General features: G+C 71.5%; 15 protein-coding genes. 7 read left to right on the forward strand and 8 right to left on the reverse strand.

The features are described 5' to 3' along the window. Positions 1-13: 13 nt before the first annotated feature. A complete protein-coding gene (locus JKJ07_RS49575) occupies positions 14-817 on the forward strand; it encodes a sulfurtransferase (protein WP_236028387.1) in 804 nt (267 codons plus the stop codon). Positions 818-891: 74 nt separating this feature from the next. Beyond that, a complete protein-coding gene (locus tag JKJ07_RS03520; protein WP_202989731.1) occupies positions 892-2,163 on the forward strand; it encodes an FAD-binding oxidoreductase in 1,272 nt (423 codons plus the stop codon). Positions 2,164-2,167: 4 nt separating this feature from the next. Here JKJ07_RS03520 and JKJ07_RS03525 read toward each other — a convergent pair whose 3' ends face one another. The 6 genes from JKJ07_RS03525 to JKJ07_RS03550 all read right to left on the reverse strand — a co-directional run bounded on the left by JKJ07_RS03525 (position 2,168) and on the right by JKJ07_RS03550 (position 7,072). Further along, complete coding sequence (locus tag JKJ07_RS03525; protein ID WP_202989732.1) at positions 2,168-2,452, reverse strand: hypothetical protein; 285 nt, start codon at positions 2,450-2,452, stop codon at positions 2,168-2,170. Further along, positions 2,449-2,721, reverse strand: coding sequence for a hypothetical protein (locus JKJ07_RS03530; protein ID WP_202989733.1), 273 nt, complete (start codon positions 2,719-2,721; stop codon positions 2,449-2,451). Before JKJ07_RS03530 ends, JKJ07_RS03525 begins: the two co-directional genes overlap by 4 nt. A gap of 16 nt (positions 2,722-2,737) precedes the next feature. Beyond that, positions 2,738-3,832, reverse strand: a complete 1,095-nt coding sequence (locus JKJ07_RS03535; protein WP_202989734.1) for a hypothetical protein — start codon at positions 3,830-3,832, stop codon at positions 2,738-2,740. Between the two features lie 80 nt (positions 3,833-3,912). After that, entirely contained in the window at positions 3,913-4,629 is a 717-nt protein-coding gene (locus JKJ07_RS03540) for a mycothiol-dependent nitroreductase Rv2466c family protein (RefSeq protein WP_202989735.1), read from the reverse strand. A 2-nt stretch (positions 4,630-4,631) separates the two neighbouring features. Next, entirely contained in the window at positions 4,632-5,696 is a 1,065-nt protein-coding gene (locus tag JKJ07_RS03545; RefSeq protein WP_202989736.1) for an oxidoreductase, read from the reverse strand. Beyond that, a complete protein-coding gene (locus JKJ07_RS03550) occupies positions 5,693-7,072 on the reverse strand; it encodes an MFS transporter (protein ID WP_236028217.1) in 1,380 nt (459 codons plus the stop codon). Before JKJ07_RS03550 ends, JKJ07_RS03545 begins: the two co-directional genes overlap by 4 nt. A gap of 79 nt (positions 7,073-7,151) precedes the next feature. On the opposite strand from JKJ07_RS03550, the gene JKJ07_RS03555 reads away from it, so the two are divergent. The 4 genes from JKJ07_RS03555 (at position 7,152) to JKJ07_RS03570 (ending at position 9,755) form a co-directional block, all read left to right on the forward strand. After that, the gene (locus JKJ07_RS03555; RefSeq protein ID WP_202989737.1) at positions 7,152-7,556 is read left to right on the forward strand and encodes a MarR family winged helix-turn-helix transcriptional regulator; all 405 of its coding nucleotides are present in this window, start codon (positions 7,152-7,154) and stop codon (positions 7,554-7,556) included. A gap of 65 nt (positions 7,557-7,621) precedes the next feature. After that, positions 7,622-8,155 carry a DUF6879 family protein gene (locus JKJ07_RS03560; RefSeq protein ID WP_236028219.1) on the forward strand — a complete coding sequence of 178 codons (534 nt, stop codon included), beginning with the start codon at positions 7,622-7,624 and terminating at the stop codon, positions 8,153-8,155. Positions 8,156-8,193: 38 nt separating this feature from the next. Beyond that, the gene (locus JKJ07_RS03565; RefSeq protein WP_202989738.1) at positions 8,194-8,877 is read left to right on the forward strand and encodes a DNA methyltransferase; all 684 of its coding nucleotides are present in this window, start codon (positions 8,194-8,196) and stop codon (positions 8,875-8,877) included. Positions 8,878-9,146: 269 nt separating this feature from the next. Next, complete coding sequence (locus JKJ07_RS03570) at positions 9,147-9,755, forward strand: response regulator transcription factor (protein ID WP_202989739.1); 609 nt, start codon at positions 9,147-9,149, stop codon at positions 9,753-9,755. A gap of 10 nt (positions 9,756-9,765) precedes the next feature. Here the strand turns inward: JKJ07_RS03570 and JKJ07_RS03575 are convergent, their stop codons facing one another. Together JKJ07_RS03575 and JKJ07_RS03580 are read right to left on the reverse strand one after the other, a co-directional pair. Continuing rightward, on the reverse strand, positions 9,766-10,386 hold the full coding sequence (locus JKJ07_RS03575; RefSeq protein ID WP_202989740.1) for a hypothetical protein: 621 nt from the start codon (positions 10,384-10,386) through the stop codon (positions 9,766-9,768). A gap of 136 nt (positions 10,387-10,522) precedes the next feature. Further along, complete coding sequence (locus JKJ07_RS03580; RefSeq protein WP_202989741.1) at positions 10,523-11,776, reverse strand: MFS transporter; 1,254 nt, start codon at positions 11,774-11,776, stop codon at positions 10,523-10,525. 41 nt (positions 11,777-11,817) lie between these two features. Here JKJ07_RS03580 and JKJ07_RS03585 point away from each other — a divergent pair, with 41 nt between their 5' ends. Then, positions 11,818-12,270, forward strand: coding sequence for an SAM-dependent methyltransferase (locus JKJ07_RS03585; RefSeq protein WP_202989742.1), 453 nt, complete (start codon positions 11,818-11,820; stop codon positions 12,268-12,270). Positions 12,271-12,272 lie beyond the last annotated feature (2 nt).

The following is a 12,272-nucleotide window of genomic DNA, read 5'->3' on the forward strand; positions in this document are numbered from 1 at the left end:
CGATCGACCGGTCCTGATCAGCGTCGACGAGCTCTATCACCGGGTCGCGCAGCCCGAGCCGCCGCTGTTGCTCGATGTGCGGTGGGCGCTCGGCGACCCCGACGGGCTCGCCCACTACCGCGAGGGCCACCTGCCCGGCGCCGTCTTCGTCGACCTCGACACCGAACTGGCCGGGCCGCACGCCCCGGGCGCGGGCCGCCACCCGCTGCCGTCGATCGACCGGCTGCAGACCGCCGCCCGCGGCTGGGGTCTGATCCAGGGCCGCTCGGTGGTCGTCTACGACAACACCGGCGGGCTCGCCGCGGCCCGTGCCTGGTGGCTGCTGCGCTGGGCCGGGGTGGCCGACGTACGCCTGCTCGACGGTGGCTTGGCCGCCTGGCGGGCCGCCGGGCACACGGAGGCGACCGGAGAGCCCCGCCCCCGCCCGGCCGGCAATGTGGTGCTCAGCCCCGGCCACCTGCCCACGATCACCGCCGACGAGGCCGCCGACCTGCCCTCGTACGGGACGCTCCTCGACGCCCGCGCGGCCGAGCGCTACCGCGGCGAGGTCGAACCGATCGACCCGCGAGCCGGGCACATCCCCGGCGCCGAGAGCGCCCCCACCACCGGCAACCTCGACGCTGACAAGCTCTTCCTCCCGGCCGCTCAGCTGCGGGAACGGTTCGCCGACGTGACCGGCCCGGTCGGCGTCTACTGCGGATCCGGCGTCACCGCGGCCCACGAGATCGTGGCACTGGCTGTCGCCGGCATCGACGCGGCTCTCTATCCCGGCTCCTGGTCAGCCTGGTCCTCCGACCCCGCCCGACCCGTGGCATGACCGGCCTGCAAGCGCCGCCCACAACAACCGGCCGGCAAACGCCGCCCGGAGTGGAATGGTCGACCGAGGCCGACGTGAGGGCCGAGCGCCGACTTGACCGCTCCGGCTGGGAACCCGACGGCATTCCCGAAGCAGTGGCCTTCCCCCGTACGCCCGAGGAAGTCCAGCAAATCCTCCGAGAAGCCACCCTCTCCCGTACGCCGGTTGTCCCCCGCGGAGCCGGAACCGCCCTGACCGGAGCGAGCGCCGCCGGCACCGGCACGATCGTGTTAGACCTGAGCCGGATGGACCGAATCGTCGAGATCCGCCCGGCCGACGGCGTCGCCATCGTGGAACCCGGTGTGGTCACGGCCGAGCTCGACCGGGCGGCCGGCGCGTACGGCCTGAGCTACGCCCCCGACCCCGCCAGCCTGGCCGTCTCCACGATCGGCGGCAACATCGCCACCAACGCGGGCGGCCTGCGCTGCGCCAAGTACGGCGTGACGCGCGACGCCGTGCTCGGGCTCGATGTCGTGCTGGCCAGCGGCGAGCGGATCAGCACCGGCCGGGCCACCCTCAAGGGCGTCGCCGGCTACGACCTGACCGGCCTGTTCGTCGGCTCGGAGGGCACGCTGGGCGTGGTGGTCGGCGCGACCCTGCGGCTGCGGCCCCTGCCCGAGCCCACCGCCACCATCGCCGCGTCCTACCCGGACATCACCACGGCCGCCGCGGCGTCGGTCGCGCTGGCCGAGGCGCGGATCCAGCCGGTGCTGGCCGAGTTGCTCGACGAGGCCACCCTCAACGCGATCGACCCGGCCCTGCGCGCGGCGGGCGCGGCCCTGCTCATCGTGCAGACCGACGGCGGCCCCGACGAGGCCGCCCGCGCGCTGGAGGTGCTCACGAAGGGCGCCACCACGATCCGCAGCGCCACCGACCCGGCGTCGCTGCTGGCCGCGCGTCGCCAGGCCCTGCCCGCGATCGAACGCCTGGGCCGCCCCCTGATCGAGGACATCGCGGTCCCCCGCTCGCGCCTGGCCGAGGCCGTCCGCGAGATCGAGACGATCGCGGCCCGGCACGAGGTGCCGATCTGCACGCTGGCCCACGCGGGCGACGGCAACGTCCACCCGATCATCGTGGCCGGCCGGCACGGCGAGCCGATCCCGGCCTCGGCCCACCGCGCCGCCGACGACATCTTCGCTCTGGCCCTGCGGCTGGGTGGCACGGTCACCGGCGAGCACGGCATCGGCGTACTGAAGAAGGCCTGGCTCCGACGGGAACTGGGCGACCTGTCACTGGACCTGCACCACCAGATCAAGGCCCTTTTCGACCCGCACGGCATCCTCAACCCCGGCAAGGCCCTGGCATAACGGCTCAGAGATTTCGCCGTACGAGGGTCACGCCGCACGCGAGCAGGAAGAACAGCGCAACCGTGCCCAGCCGCAGCCACGGGGTGTCGGTGATTTTGCGGTCGGTGCCGATCGAGACGCTGATGCCGACGTTGGCCGCGAACATGACGGCCAGGAAGACGGTGATGAACCGCTCCCCCGCCGACCACCGCGACCAGTAGAGCGACGCCCCCACGACCGAGCCCGCCAGGAACAGGCCCGAGAGCAGGATGAGTGGGATCGCCAGGCGCCACCGCGTCGTCGTCCTCACCGGTCGTTCTCCTCGGCCAGGCGGCGGGCCTGCTCCTCGTACGCCGACCGCTGCTCCGGGGTCATCTCGTCGCGCTGCCGCTGGGCCGCCGCGAAGCCGTTGGCCAGGCCCTGCGCGTGCCACGGGTTGGCCGCCGCCTCGCGCAGGGTCGCCTCGCCGGAGAGGACCGTACGGGCGAAGGAGCCCATCGCATCGTCCTTGCCGCGGCTGTCGGCCAGGTGGCGCAGCACCGCCCGGGCCAGCGGGTCGTTCTCGAGGTTGCCGCTCATGAGGGTCCCTTCGGGGTCAGTAGCCGGCCGGGTGATGGTACGGCTGCACGGGCGGCAGGTCTTTGACCGCGAGCTGGGCCTTGATGGCGCCGATCGAGCCGGCGATCACCTTGAGCAGGTCTTCGGTGTTGCCGTAGAAGTCGGAGATGTGCTTGTAGAGGTCGTACGCCTGCCAGGCGTAGTAGGCGGCCACCGTGTAGCCGGCCAGCGCGCCGATCCCGGTCTCGATCAGCGCCGTGCCCGCGACCGAGGCCGCGTTGATGATGATGAGCAGGTCGAGCAGGTCGCTGATCAGGCCGGCCGTCACGTCGACCAGGCTCTTGACCGCCTCGGCGGCCTGCAGGTAGAGCTGCTTGTACTGCCGGCAGGCGTCGTCGAGGCCGGCCGCCGCGAGCCCGAGCGCCAGCTGGAACTCCTGCTCGGCCTCGGCCGCCCGCCCGCGCCACACGGTCCGCACGTCCTCGGCGCCGCGGAGCAGGTTCGCCCCCACGTCCTTCGACGCCGCACCGATGTGGCCCATCGCCATCGCGCAGTGGGTGTAGCCCTTCCAGTCGCCGCTGACGCTCTTGGCCCACCCCTCGAGCGGGTCGAAGCTGAACAGCCAGATGCTGATCTGCCGCAGCCAGGCCGCCGGGCTGACCAGGTCGGCCAGCGGGTTGATCGACCACATCTCGATCGCGACCGCGTATTCCGGGCTGGTCAGCCGGGCCGTCGGCTCGGTGACGTCGGCGAAGCTCGCGTGCGGCCCGGTCAGGTCGGGTCGGCCGGGCGCGAGCATTCCCCCCACGTACGCGGGGTTCTTCGCCCCCGGATAGGTCGCGTCGACCTTGGCCGCCGCGTCCTGATCGGTCTTGGCGTAGTCGAGCTGGGCCAGGTTGACCTGGCTGCCCGCGCCCCGGGCGAGCTCGGTCAGCTTGGCCAGCGCCTCGGTCAGGCTCTCGTACGCCTCCTTGTGCGGCCCGATGACCATCATCAGGAAGCCCTCGGTCACGGCGGGCAGATCGCAGTGCTGCCGCGTGTAACCCAGAATGTCGGTGGCGTCGCCCGAGGCACGAACGAGCTGGTTGTACAGCCCGTTCATGCCGTTCGGATCCACGAAGAACTCGGTCATGTCACCCCGTCACGGTTCGTTGCCCGACACCGCCCCATCGACCACTGTCGCAGGTCATGGCGAGCGGGCACGCGGCCGGGTCAGTGCTTGAGGCGGCGGCTCCCGGCGTGCCAGTCCTCGGTCCGGCCGGGCTCCTGCGCCGTGACCCCGAACGACCGCAGCTGCGGCTGCTCGCGCAGGCTGCGCTTGAGCTCGGCGAATCCGGGGAACCGGGCCAGCCCGACGACGTGGTCCCACAGCACGCCGGCCTGCTCCTCGTCGGGCAGCCGGCTGATCACCGGCCCGAAGAACGCCACCCCCTGCGGCGGCTCGAAATGGATGATCGGCGTGCCGACGTCGCGACCGGTCAGCGCCAGCGCCTCGTCCGACTCGGCCTGGATCTCGGCGTCGCGCGAGGTGTCGTCGAGGAACTCGGCCAGCGCGGCGGGCAGCCCGGCCTCGGTGAGCGCGTCGGCCGCCAGCGCGGGCGTGCCTTGCCAGCCCGGCTGGCGGCTCTCGTCGGGCGCGGTCTCCAGGATCCGGGCGCCGAACGCGGCGTACAGCGGGCCGATCGCCTCCCGCCCGTGCTTTTCCCGTACGGCCGAGGCCACGCGCAACAGGCGCAGACCGGCGGTGTGCTGAGCCTCGTACTCCGGCGGGAAGTGGCTGTCGTAGTCGAGGTGCGCGTTGATCTGCCGCAGCGAGATGAACCGCCAGTCGACGGTGTAACCCCGCTGCCCCTGCACGATCCGGATCCACTTGCTGGTCATCCAGGCGAACGGGCAGATCGGGTCGAAGTAGAAGTTGATGTCAGCCATGCCTAAGCCTCTCTCTCGTTGACGAAGTACGGCCAGCGCCGCATGTGGTTGATGAAGCGTTCGCTCAACCCACCCGTACGGAGGAACTGGGCTGTGACGGGCAGCTTCGGGCTCTCGTACGCAGGGTTCGCCCGCACCTGGCGGGGAAAGTCGCGCCGGAGGATGCCGGCCCGCCCGATCACGACGAAGTCGGCCCCCTCGTCCAGGATCCGCCCGGCGCGTCGGGCGCTCGTGATTTTCCCGGCCACCCCGACCCGTACGCCGCGGCGGGGCAGACCGGTGAACACGCTGAGCATGCTGCGGCCGCGGAACACCCCGCCCTGCACGATCTGGGCCGAGTCCCACAGGGCCAGGTCGAGATAGTCGATCAGCTCGCGGTCCAGGATGTCCGCCGTGATCTCGCGCAGCTCCTCCAGCCGCAGCCCGTAGCGCTCGACCGACAGGCGCCAGCCGAGCTGGAACTCGGGACCGGTGGCCCGGCGGATGCCCTCGATCACTTCCAGGGTCAGGCGGGCCCGGTTCTCGGTGCTACCGCCGTATTTGTCGGTGCGGTCGTTGAGCAGCGGCGACAGGAACTCCGAGAGGATCCACCCGAAGGCGCCGTGCAGCGAGACGCCGTCGAACCCGGCCCGTTCGGCTCGCAGCGCGGCGGTGATGAAGCTGTCGCGGATCCGCTCCACCTCGCCCGTCGTCAGGTCGGTGGCCCGAGCGGGCACCCCGCCCAGGCTCGGGTCGGCGCGGTGACCGGCGTGGTGCAGTTGCACCGCGGACAGGCCGCCCCCGTCACGGATGAAGGCAGCCATCTTGGCCAGCCCGGGCACATGGTCGTCGCTGTGGATGCCCAGTTGCCGCTCGTACGCGATGCCGCCGGCCTCGACGGTCGTGGCGCCGGTCGGCATCAGCGCGTAACCGCCCTCGGCGACCTGGCTCATCCAGTCCAGGTCGTATTCGGACGCGGAGCCGTCGTGGGCACTCTGCTGGTTGACCAGCGGGGCCAGCATGAAGCGGTTCCGCATCGCCGGGCCGTGCTTGAGGGTGAGCGGCTCGAACAGGTCGGCGACGCTCATCGGCGCGGCCGGATCAGGCCGTACAGGTTGAGCAGGAAGCCGGCGACGGCGACCGCGGTGACCAGGATCAGGCCGGGGCGGAAGCTGGTGAAGCTGCCGGCGGCGGTGGCCGAGGCGACGAGTGTGCTGGTCACGGCCAGCACCAGGGCCATGCCGACCTGCCCGCTGGTCTGCACGAGGCCGGAGGCCAGCCCCTGCTCCGCGTCCGCGACCCCGTCGGTGGCCTGGGTGACGATGGTGCCGTAGCCGAACGCGAACGCGCCGCCGTTGAGCAGCATGGTCGGCAGCATCTGGGCCAGGTAGTGCGGGTCGCTGCCCGCGGTGAGCAGCAGCCACAGGTAGCTGAGGGTCAGCAGCGCCATCGAGATCGTGATCAGGCGGGCGGTGCCCCACGAGCTGACCAGCCGCCCGACGTACGGGGAGCCGAACACCACGACCAGGCCCAGCGGGAGCACGGCCAGGGCCACCTGCAGCGGGGTCCAGCGCAGCACGTCCTGCAGGTAGAGCGTCATGATGAACTGGAAGCTGACGTACGAGCCCATCAGCGCGATCATGCTGGCGTTGGCCCGGACGATCGAGCCCGTACGCAGCAGGCCGAGCCGGACGAGCGGGTGCCGCACCCGTTTCTCGATGAGCACGAAGCCGGCCAGCAGCGCCACGGCCGGGATCAGCAGCAGCCAGCTCGCCGTGACCACCGCGTACACGGTCAGCAGCATGCCCGCGGTGAGCGTGACGGCCCCGCCCAGATCCTGCCCGCCGGCGGCCGCGGGCCGGTCGCGGGCGATCAGCAGCACGCCCCCGATGAGCGCGGCCAGCGCCAGCGGCACGGGCACGAGGAAGTTCCAGCGCCAGCCGATGGTGGTCAGCACGCCGCCCAGCAGCAGGCCGGACGAGAAGCCGCAGGCGCTGAACGCCGTGAAGATCCCCAGCGCCCGGTTGCGGGCCGGGCCCTCGGGGAAGGTCGTGGTCAGGATCGACAGGGCGGTGGGCGCGGTGAACGCGGCGGCCAGGCCCTTGACGAAGCGGCTGGCGATCAGCAGGCCGCCGTCGTCGACCAGCCCGCCGGCCAGCGACGCGACGGTGAAGACGGCCACCGCGACGAGGAACACGCGGCGCCGGCCGAGCAGGTCGGCGGTGCGACCGCCGAGCAGCAGCAGGCCACCGAAGCCGAGCACGTAGCCGTTGACCACCCACTGCAGCGCGGTGGTGGACAGGCCCAGCTCGGCCCCGATCGAGGGCAGGGCCACGCCGATGTTGGAGATGTCGAGGCCGTCGAGGAACACGACGGTGCACAGGACCGCCAGCACGCCCCAGAGCCGGAGCGGCCAGCGCCCGGCATGCGCCGCGCCGGTAAAACTGGTTTCAGTGGTTGTCATGCTGAGGAAGTTACATGCACGCGCATTGAATGCACATGCATATGAGTCGCACGCAACAAAAACGGGTAGGATGCCGGGCATGGAGCCCGAGACCTGCGTGATCGACCGCTGGCGGACCCTGCTGTCCCGCTACAACGCGGTCGCCTCGGCCCTCGAGCGCGCCCTGCAGGAGGAGCACGCGCTCACCCTGAGCGACTTCGAGACGCTCGACCGGCTGGCCGAGGCGATGGAGCGCCCCCGCATGCAGGAGCTGGCCGCGTCGATGTATCTGAGCCAGTCGGCCCTGTCCCGCACGGTCGCCCGGCTCGAGAAGGCCGGGCTGGTCGAGCGCATCCACTGCGTGGCCGACCGGCGCGGCGTGGTGGTCGAGCTCACCGAGGCCGGCCGGCAGCGCCACAAGGAGGCGCGCGTCACCCACCTGGCGGTGCTGTCCGAGCACCTGGCCGACGCCGAGGACAGGACCGGCGCTCAAGCGAGCTTCTAGGCCGAGCCGGTCAACTGGGGCACGACTCCACCTCAGCTTGACCAGCCCTCGGATGGGAGATCCGTATGTCGAGCAACTTCCCGGCCTTCGCCGAACTGATCGCGCAGACCAAGTACTCCGCCGTGCACCTGGAGATGCGTGACGTCTACACCCCGAAGGGCCCGGTCTTCGTCGACTGGCAGAAGGGCATCCCGATCGAGTACGACCGGCACGGCGACTGGATCGAGCTGGTGGGCGACGCGGTCAAGCGCGGCGTCGACTGGCGCCGGGCGCGGATCGTCTCCGAGCCGGTGACCGACTTCATCCAGTACGAGTGGGAGACCACCACGATCGTCAACGTGCCGGCCGGCGAGAAGGTGCGCTGGCTGCCCCGGCGGCGGGCCTCGGAGCTGCTGCTGCCGGGCAACGACTTCTGGGTGTTCGACGACAGCCTGCTGCGCTGGACCTCTTTCCACGGCGACGGCTCGTGGGGCCCGCACGAGTTCTCCGAGGACCCGAAGCTGATCCGCCGCTGCCGGGAGGCCTTCGAGTCGGTGTGGGAGCTGGCCATCGACCACGCCGACTACACGCCGCCGGGCAAGGAGCCGGTGGCGGTCTGAGCGTTCGCGCCCGACGGACCGCCCGGAGAGGGAACACCATGACGGCACCCCGCCTGATCCGCCTGGACAGCGACGACAAGGCGCGTGAGCGGCCGCCGGGCGCGCGCAACGACATCCACTTCACCGAGGCGCAGATCCGGCCGCTCGTGGCGGAGCTCAGCCCGCCCGGCGGCCGGGTGCTCGACCCGTTCTCGGGTTATGGCACCACCATCGTGGTCGCGGACCGGCTGGGCCGCGCCGGCACCGGGATCGAGCTGCAGGAGCAGCGCGTCGCGTCGAGCAACGCGCGGCTGCCGGCCGGGTCGCGGAGCCGGTTCATCGCGGGTGACGTGCGCGACTGGGACGGCCTCGGGCTGGGCGAGTTCGACCTGTGCCTGACCAGCCCGCCGTACATGGCGCGGCACGACCACCCGGAGAATCCGCTCACCGCGTTCCGCACCCTGGACGGCTCCTACGAGCGCTATCTGGCCGAGCTGGCCGACATCTTCGGCACCATCGGCAAGCACCTGCGCCCGGGCGGCCGGATCGGTGTCTGCGTCGGCAACTTCCGCGACTCCAGCGGCAAGATCACTCCATTGGCGTTCGACGTCGGGCGCGCGCTGTCGGCGGTGCTCGAGTTCGAGGGCGAGATCTACTTCGACTGGAGCCGCCCCTCGGCCGGCGTCACCGGCGACTACTGCCTGCTGTTCTCCGCTCCGGATGCCGTTTCCGGACCTTGGTAAAGCCGCGCTCGAGAATGCGATTCCGGACCCCGGACATAGCTGTCGATCATGGACATTCCCCCGGCCCGGCCTTGCCCGAAAACGCTGGCTGACCTGCCCCCACAGCCGGACCCAAGCGTTGACGGTCTTCGAATCACCGATTGTCCGCAAACGACAGAGGACATTACGGGCGAACCATTCGACCGTTCAGCCGAGCCCCCCACCGCCGATACGGAGTTAGGTAGGATCCAAAGACTTTCCCGTTTGGGGAAGAAACGGGGGAAGCAAGAATGATACGGATCCTCCTGGCCGAGGATATGCACATGGTGCGCGGTGCACTGGTGGCTCTGCTCAATCTGGAGGACGACCTGCAGGTGATCGCGGAACTGGAGCGCGGTGATCAGATCCTGAGCACGGCCCGCGAGCTCCGGCCCGACGTGGCGATCATCGACATCGACCTCCCCGGCCTGGACGGTCTGAGCGCGGCCGAGCTGCTGCAGGCGCAGGTCCCCGACTGCCGCACCCTGATCCTGACGAGCCTCGGCCGCCCCGGCACGCTGCGCCGCGCGATGTCGGCCCGCGTCGCCGGCTTCCTCCTCAAGGACGCCCCGCCCAGCGAGCTGGCCCAGGCCGTGCGCCGGGTCGTCGCCGGCCAGCGGGTGGTCGACCCGCAGCTGGCCCTGGCCGCCTGGGGCGAGACGGACAGCCCGCTGACCACCCGCGAGACCGAGGTGCTGCAGCTGGCCGCCCAGGGCTCGGAGCCCCACGAGATCGCCAAGAGTCTGCGGCTCTCGGTCGGCACCGTCCGCAATTACCTCACCACCGTGGTGACGAAGCTGAACGCGCGCAACCGGGTCGACGCGATCCGCATCGCCCGCGAGTCCGGCTGGCTGGTGTGACGGGCCCCGGTCAGCCGGCCGCCACCGTCATCCCCGCCCCGGCCAGATAGCCCAGGATCGCCAGGGTCAGCTCGGCGGGCAACGGCAGCACCTCGACCATCGCGTCCGGCGTCATGGGCCAGGCCAGCAGCGACACCACCCACATGGCCTCGGGACGGTGAATCTCGACCCGGTGCTCCAGGGCGTGGCTCCGCACCACGAAGACGTCCTTGCGGACGGTGATCGTGACAGTGGGCCGCAGCCGCACGCTTTGCTGGGCCGACAGCCGGACGAGCGAGAAGCGGGCGGTCCGGCCCTCCGGCACCACCGACAGCACCGGTCCCTTGAGGTCCTCCAGCGACAGCGTCCGGATCACCACGTGCGAGATCCCGCTCAGCACCGACAAGATCACCGTGTACGCGTCGGGACCGGCGCCCGTCTCGCCGCTCGGTTGCACCAGGTTGGCCAGCAGCACCGGGCCGAGCTCCATCCGGCGCAGCGCCTCGGCCACCGCCGGTTCGGGGTCCTCGACCCGTTCCGTGCCCAGCGGGCCGCTGAGCACCAGCGTCCGCCCTTCCCAGCCGACCACTGTGTCCTCCCGCAGGGACCACAGGTGGTGCAGGCGCGGGGCTGAGCCTTCCGTGGATGACATCACGGTCAACCGACCCCCTCGAGTCAACGGCGCCGACCGGAAAGTGCGGCTCCTCCAGCCGACCCGTTTCGCGCCTCCAGTATGGAACCGGCCGCATCGTCCCAGCAGTGAACAAATCACAGCGGGGACATGAGAATCACGAAGCTTTCCCCGCGCCCACCGGGACGGGCAGACCCGCCGGCACCCGGGTCCGCTCGGCCCAGCGCACGGCCGGACCGCTCGCGGCCAGCAGGCCGAGGAACAGGCCGCCGATCAGCAGCCAGCCCAGCCCGCCGAACCGGTCGGGCACCGCGGTGACCAGGGCCGGCCCGGCGATCAGGGCGAAGGCGTCGCCGGTGGCGAAGGCGCCCAGATATTCGCCCTGCACGTTCGCCGGGGCCAGCTCGTACCGCAGCCCCCAGCGGGCGGCCTCGCCCCAGATCTCGCCGAAGGTGAACAGCACCGCGGCGCCCAGGAGCACAACGGCGGACGCCCACCCGGGCAGGGCTCCGGTCACTGCGGTGACACCACAGGCGACGGCCAGCACCACCGCGGTCAGCCGCTGCAGCCGGGCCGCACCCCGTACGGTGTCCGCGTCACGCGCCATCCGCACCTGGAGGAACACCACCATCAGCGTGTTGATCAGCATGATCCAGGCGGCCAGGGCGCGCGGGGCGTCGGTCTGCACCACCAGCCACAGCGGCAGGCCCACGGCGAGCGCGGTCGGCCCGATCCGGGCGATCCCGGCGAGCTGGGCGACCAGCAGGTAGGGGACGTCGCGGACAGCGGCACGCGGCTGCTGGTCGCGGGGCGCGCGCGGAATGCCCGGCACCCGCGGCAGCCGCAGATAGAGCCCGGCCACCAGCACCATGGCCAGCGCGTTGCCCCACAACAGGGCGAGGTAGGCCGGTCTCGAGTCGGCCGCGATGACCAGGCCCGCGGCCAGCGCGGCCAGCGAGAAGCCGCCGTTGAAGACGCTGCGCATGTACGCCGAGATCCACACCCGGCCCTCCCGGCCCATCACCCCCGACACCAGCGCGTCGCGGGAGACGTTGCCGCTCTGCTCGAACAATCCGAGGACCACCGACATCGCCAGGTAGGCCCAGAGCGACTGCACGAAGACCGCCGCCACCAGCGCGGCCGCCTTGCCGAGCACGAACAGCGCGCTGACCTCGCGCGGCCCGATCCGGTCGGCCAGCTTGCCGGCGGGCACGCCCAGCGCCAGCGCCACGATGCCGGCCAGCGACAGGCCGAGACCCACCTGCCCGGCCGACAAGCCCACGACCTGAACGAAGTAGACGGCGCCGCCGGTGACGTAGAGTCCGTTGCCGAGGCTGGCCACGGCGGTGCAGAGCACGAGCACCCGGCCGGGGCCGGGGTCGGGCAGCAGACGGGAGATCAGGCGACGCACGGCCGGCACCTCACTGAGACTGAACAGGAAACGGGGAGGCAATGGAACCGATCAAACCCATCGGCTTCGTCCGCGGCGGACGCGAGCGGGTCTTCGAGGACGGCTGGGGGCCGGTGGTCTCGCGGATCGAGCTGGACCCGGCCGTGTTCGACGAGTCGGCGACCATGGGCCTCGACGACTACTCGCACGTCGAGGTCGTCTTCGCGTTCCACCTGGCCACCCGCACGTGCACCGGCACCCAGCATCCGCGGGGCAACACCGCCTGGCCGCCGTCGGGCATCCTGGCCCAGCGCGCGCCCAACCGGCCCAACCACCTCGGGGTGTCCGTGTGCGGGCTCGCGGGCGTCGACGGGCTGACGCTGACCGTGCACGGGCTCGACGCCCTCGACGGCTCCCCCGTGCTCGACGTGAAGCCGTATCTGCCCGAGTTCGGCCCGCGCGGCGAGGTGCGGGGCCCGGCGTGGTCGCGTGAGCTGATGCGCGATTACTTCTGAGC

The organism is Paractinoplanes lichenicola, assembly GCF_016785085.1.
In the GTDB taxonomy this organism is placed as follows: Bacteria; Actinomycetota; Actinomycetes; order Mycobacteriales; family Micromonosporaceae; genus Actinoplanes; species Actinoplanes lichenicola.

Bases quoted from the DNA above. Each gene is read 5' to 3' on its own strand.
- JKJ07_RS03530 (WP_202989733.1), bottom strand. From the start codon at position 2,721: ATGAGCGGCAACCTCGAGAACGACCCGCTGGCCCGGGCGGTGCTGCGC.
- JKJ07_RS03555 (WP_202989737.1), top strand. From the start codon at position 7,152: ATGGAGCCCGAGACCTGCGTGATCGACCGCTGGCGGACCCTGCTGTCC.
- JKJ07_RS03575 (WP_202989740.1), bottom strand. From the start codon at position 10,386: ATGTCATCCACGGAAGGCTCAGCCCCGCGCCTGCACCACCTGTGGTCC.
- JKJ07_RS03540 (WP_202989735.1), bottom strand. From the start codon at position 4,629: ATGGCTGACATCAACTTCTACTTCGACCCGATCTGCCCGTTCGCCTGG.
- JKJ07_RS03565 (WP_202989738.1), top strand. From the start codon at position 8,194: ATGACGGCACCCCGCCTGATCCGCCTGGACAGCGACGACAAGGCGCGT.
- JKJ07_RS03545 (WP_202989736.1), bottom strand. From the start codon at position 5,696: ATGAGCGTCGCCGACCTGTTCGAGCCGCTCACCCTCAAGCACGGCCCG.
- JKJ07_RS03585 (WP_202989742.1), top strand. From the start codon at position 11,818: ATGGAACCGATCAAACCCATCGGCTTCGTCCGCGGCGGACGCGAGCGG.
- JKJ07_RS03560 (WP_236028219.1), top strand. From the start codon at position 7,622: ATGTCGAGCAACTTCCCGGCCTTCGCCGAACTGATCGCGCAGACCAAG.
- JKJ07_RS03550 (WP_236028217.1), bottom strand. From the start codon at position 7,072: ATGACAACCACTGAAACCAGTTTTACCGGCGCGGCGCATGCCGGGCGC.
- JKJ07_RS03570 (WP_202989739.1), top strand. From the start codon at position 9,147: ATGATACGGATCCTCCTGGCCGAGGATATGCACATGGTGCGCGGTGCA.
- JKJ07_RS03535 (WP_202989734.1), bottom strand. From the start codon at position 3,832: ATGACCGAGTTCTTCGTGGATCCGAACGGCATGAACGGGCTGTACAAC.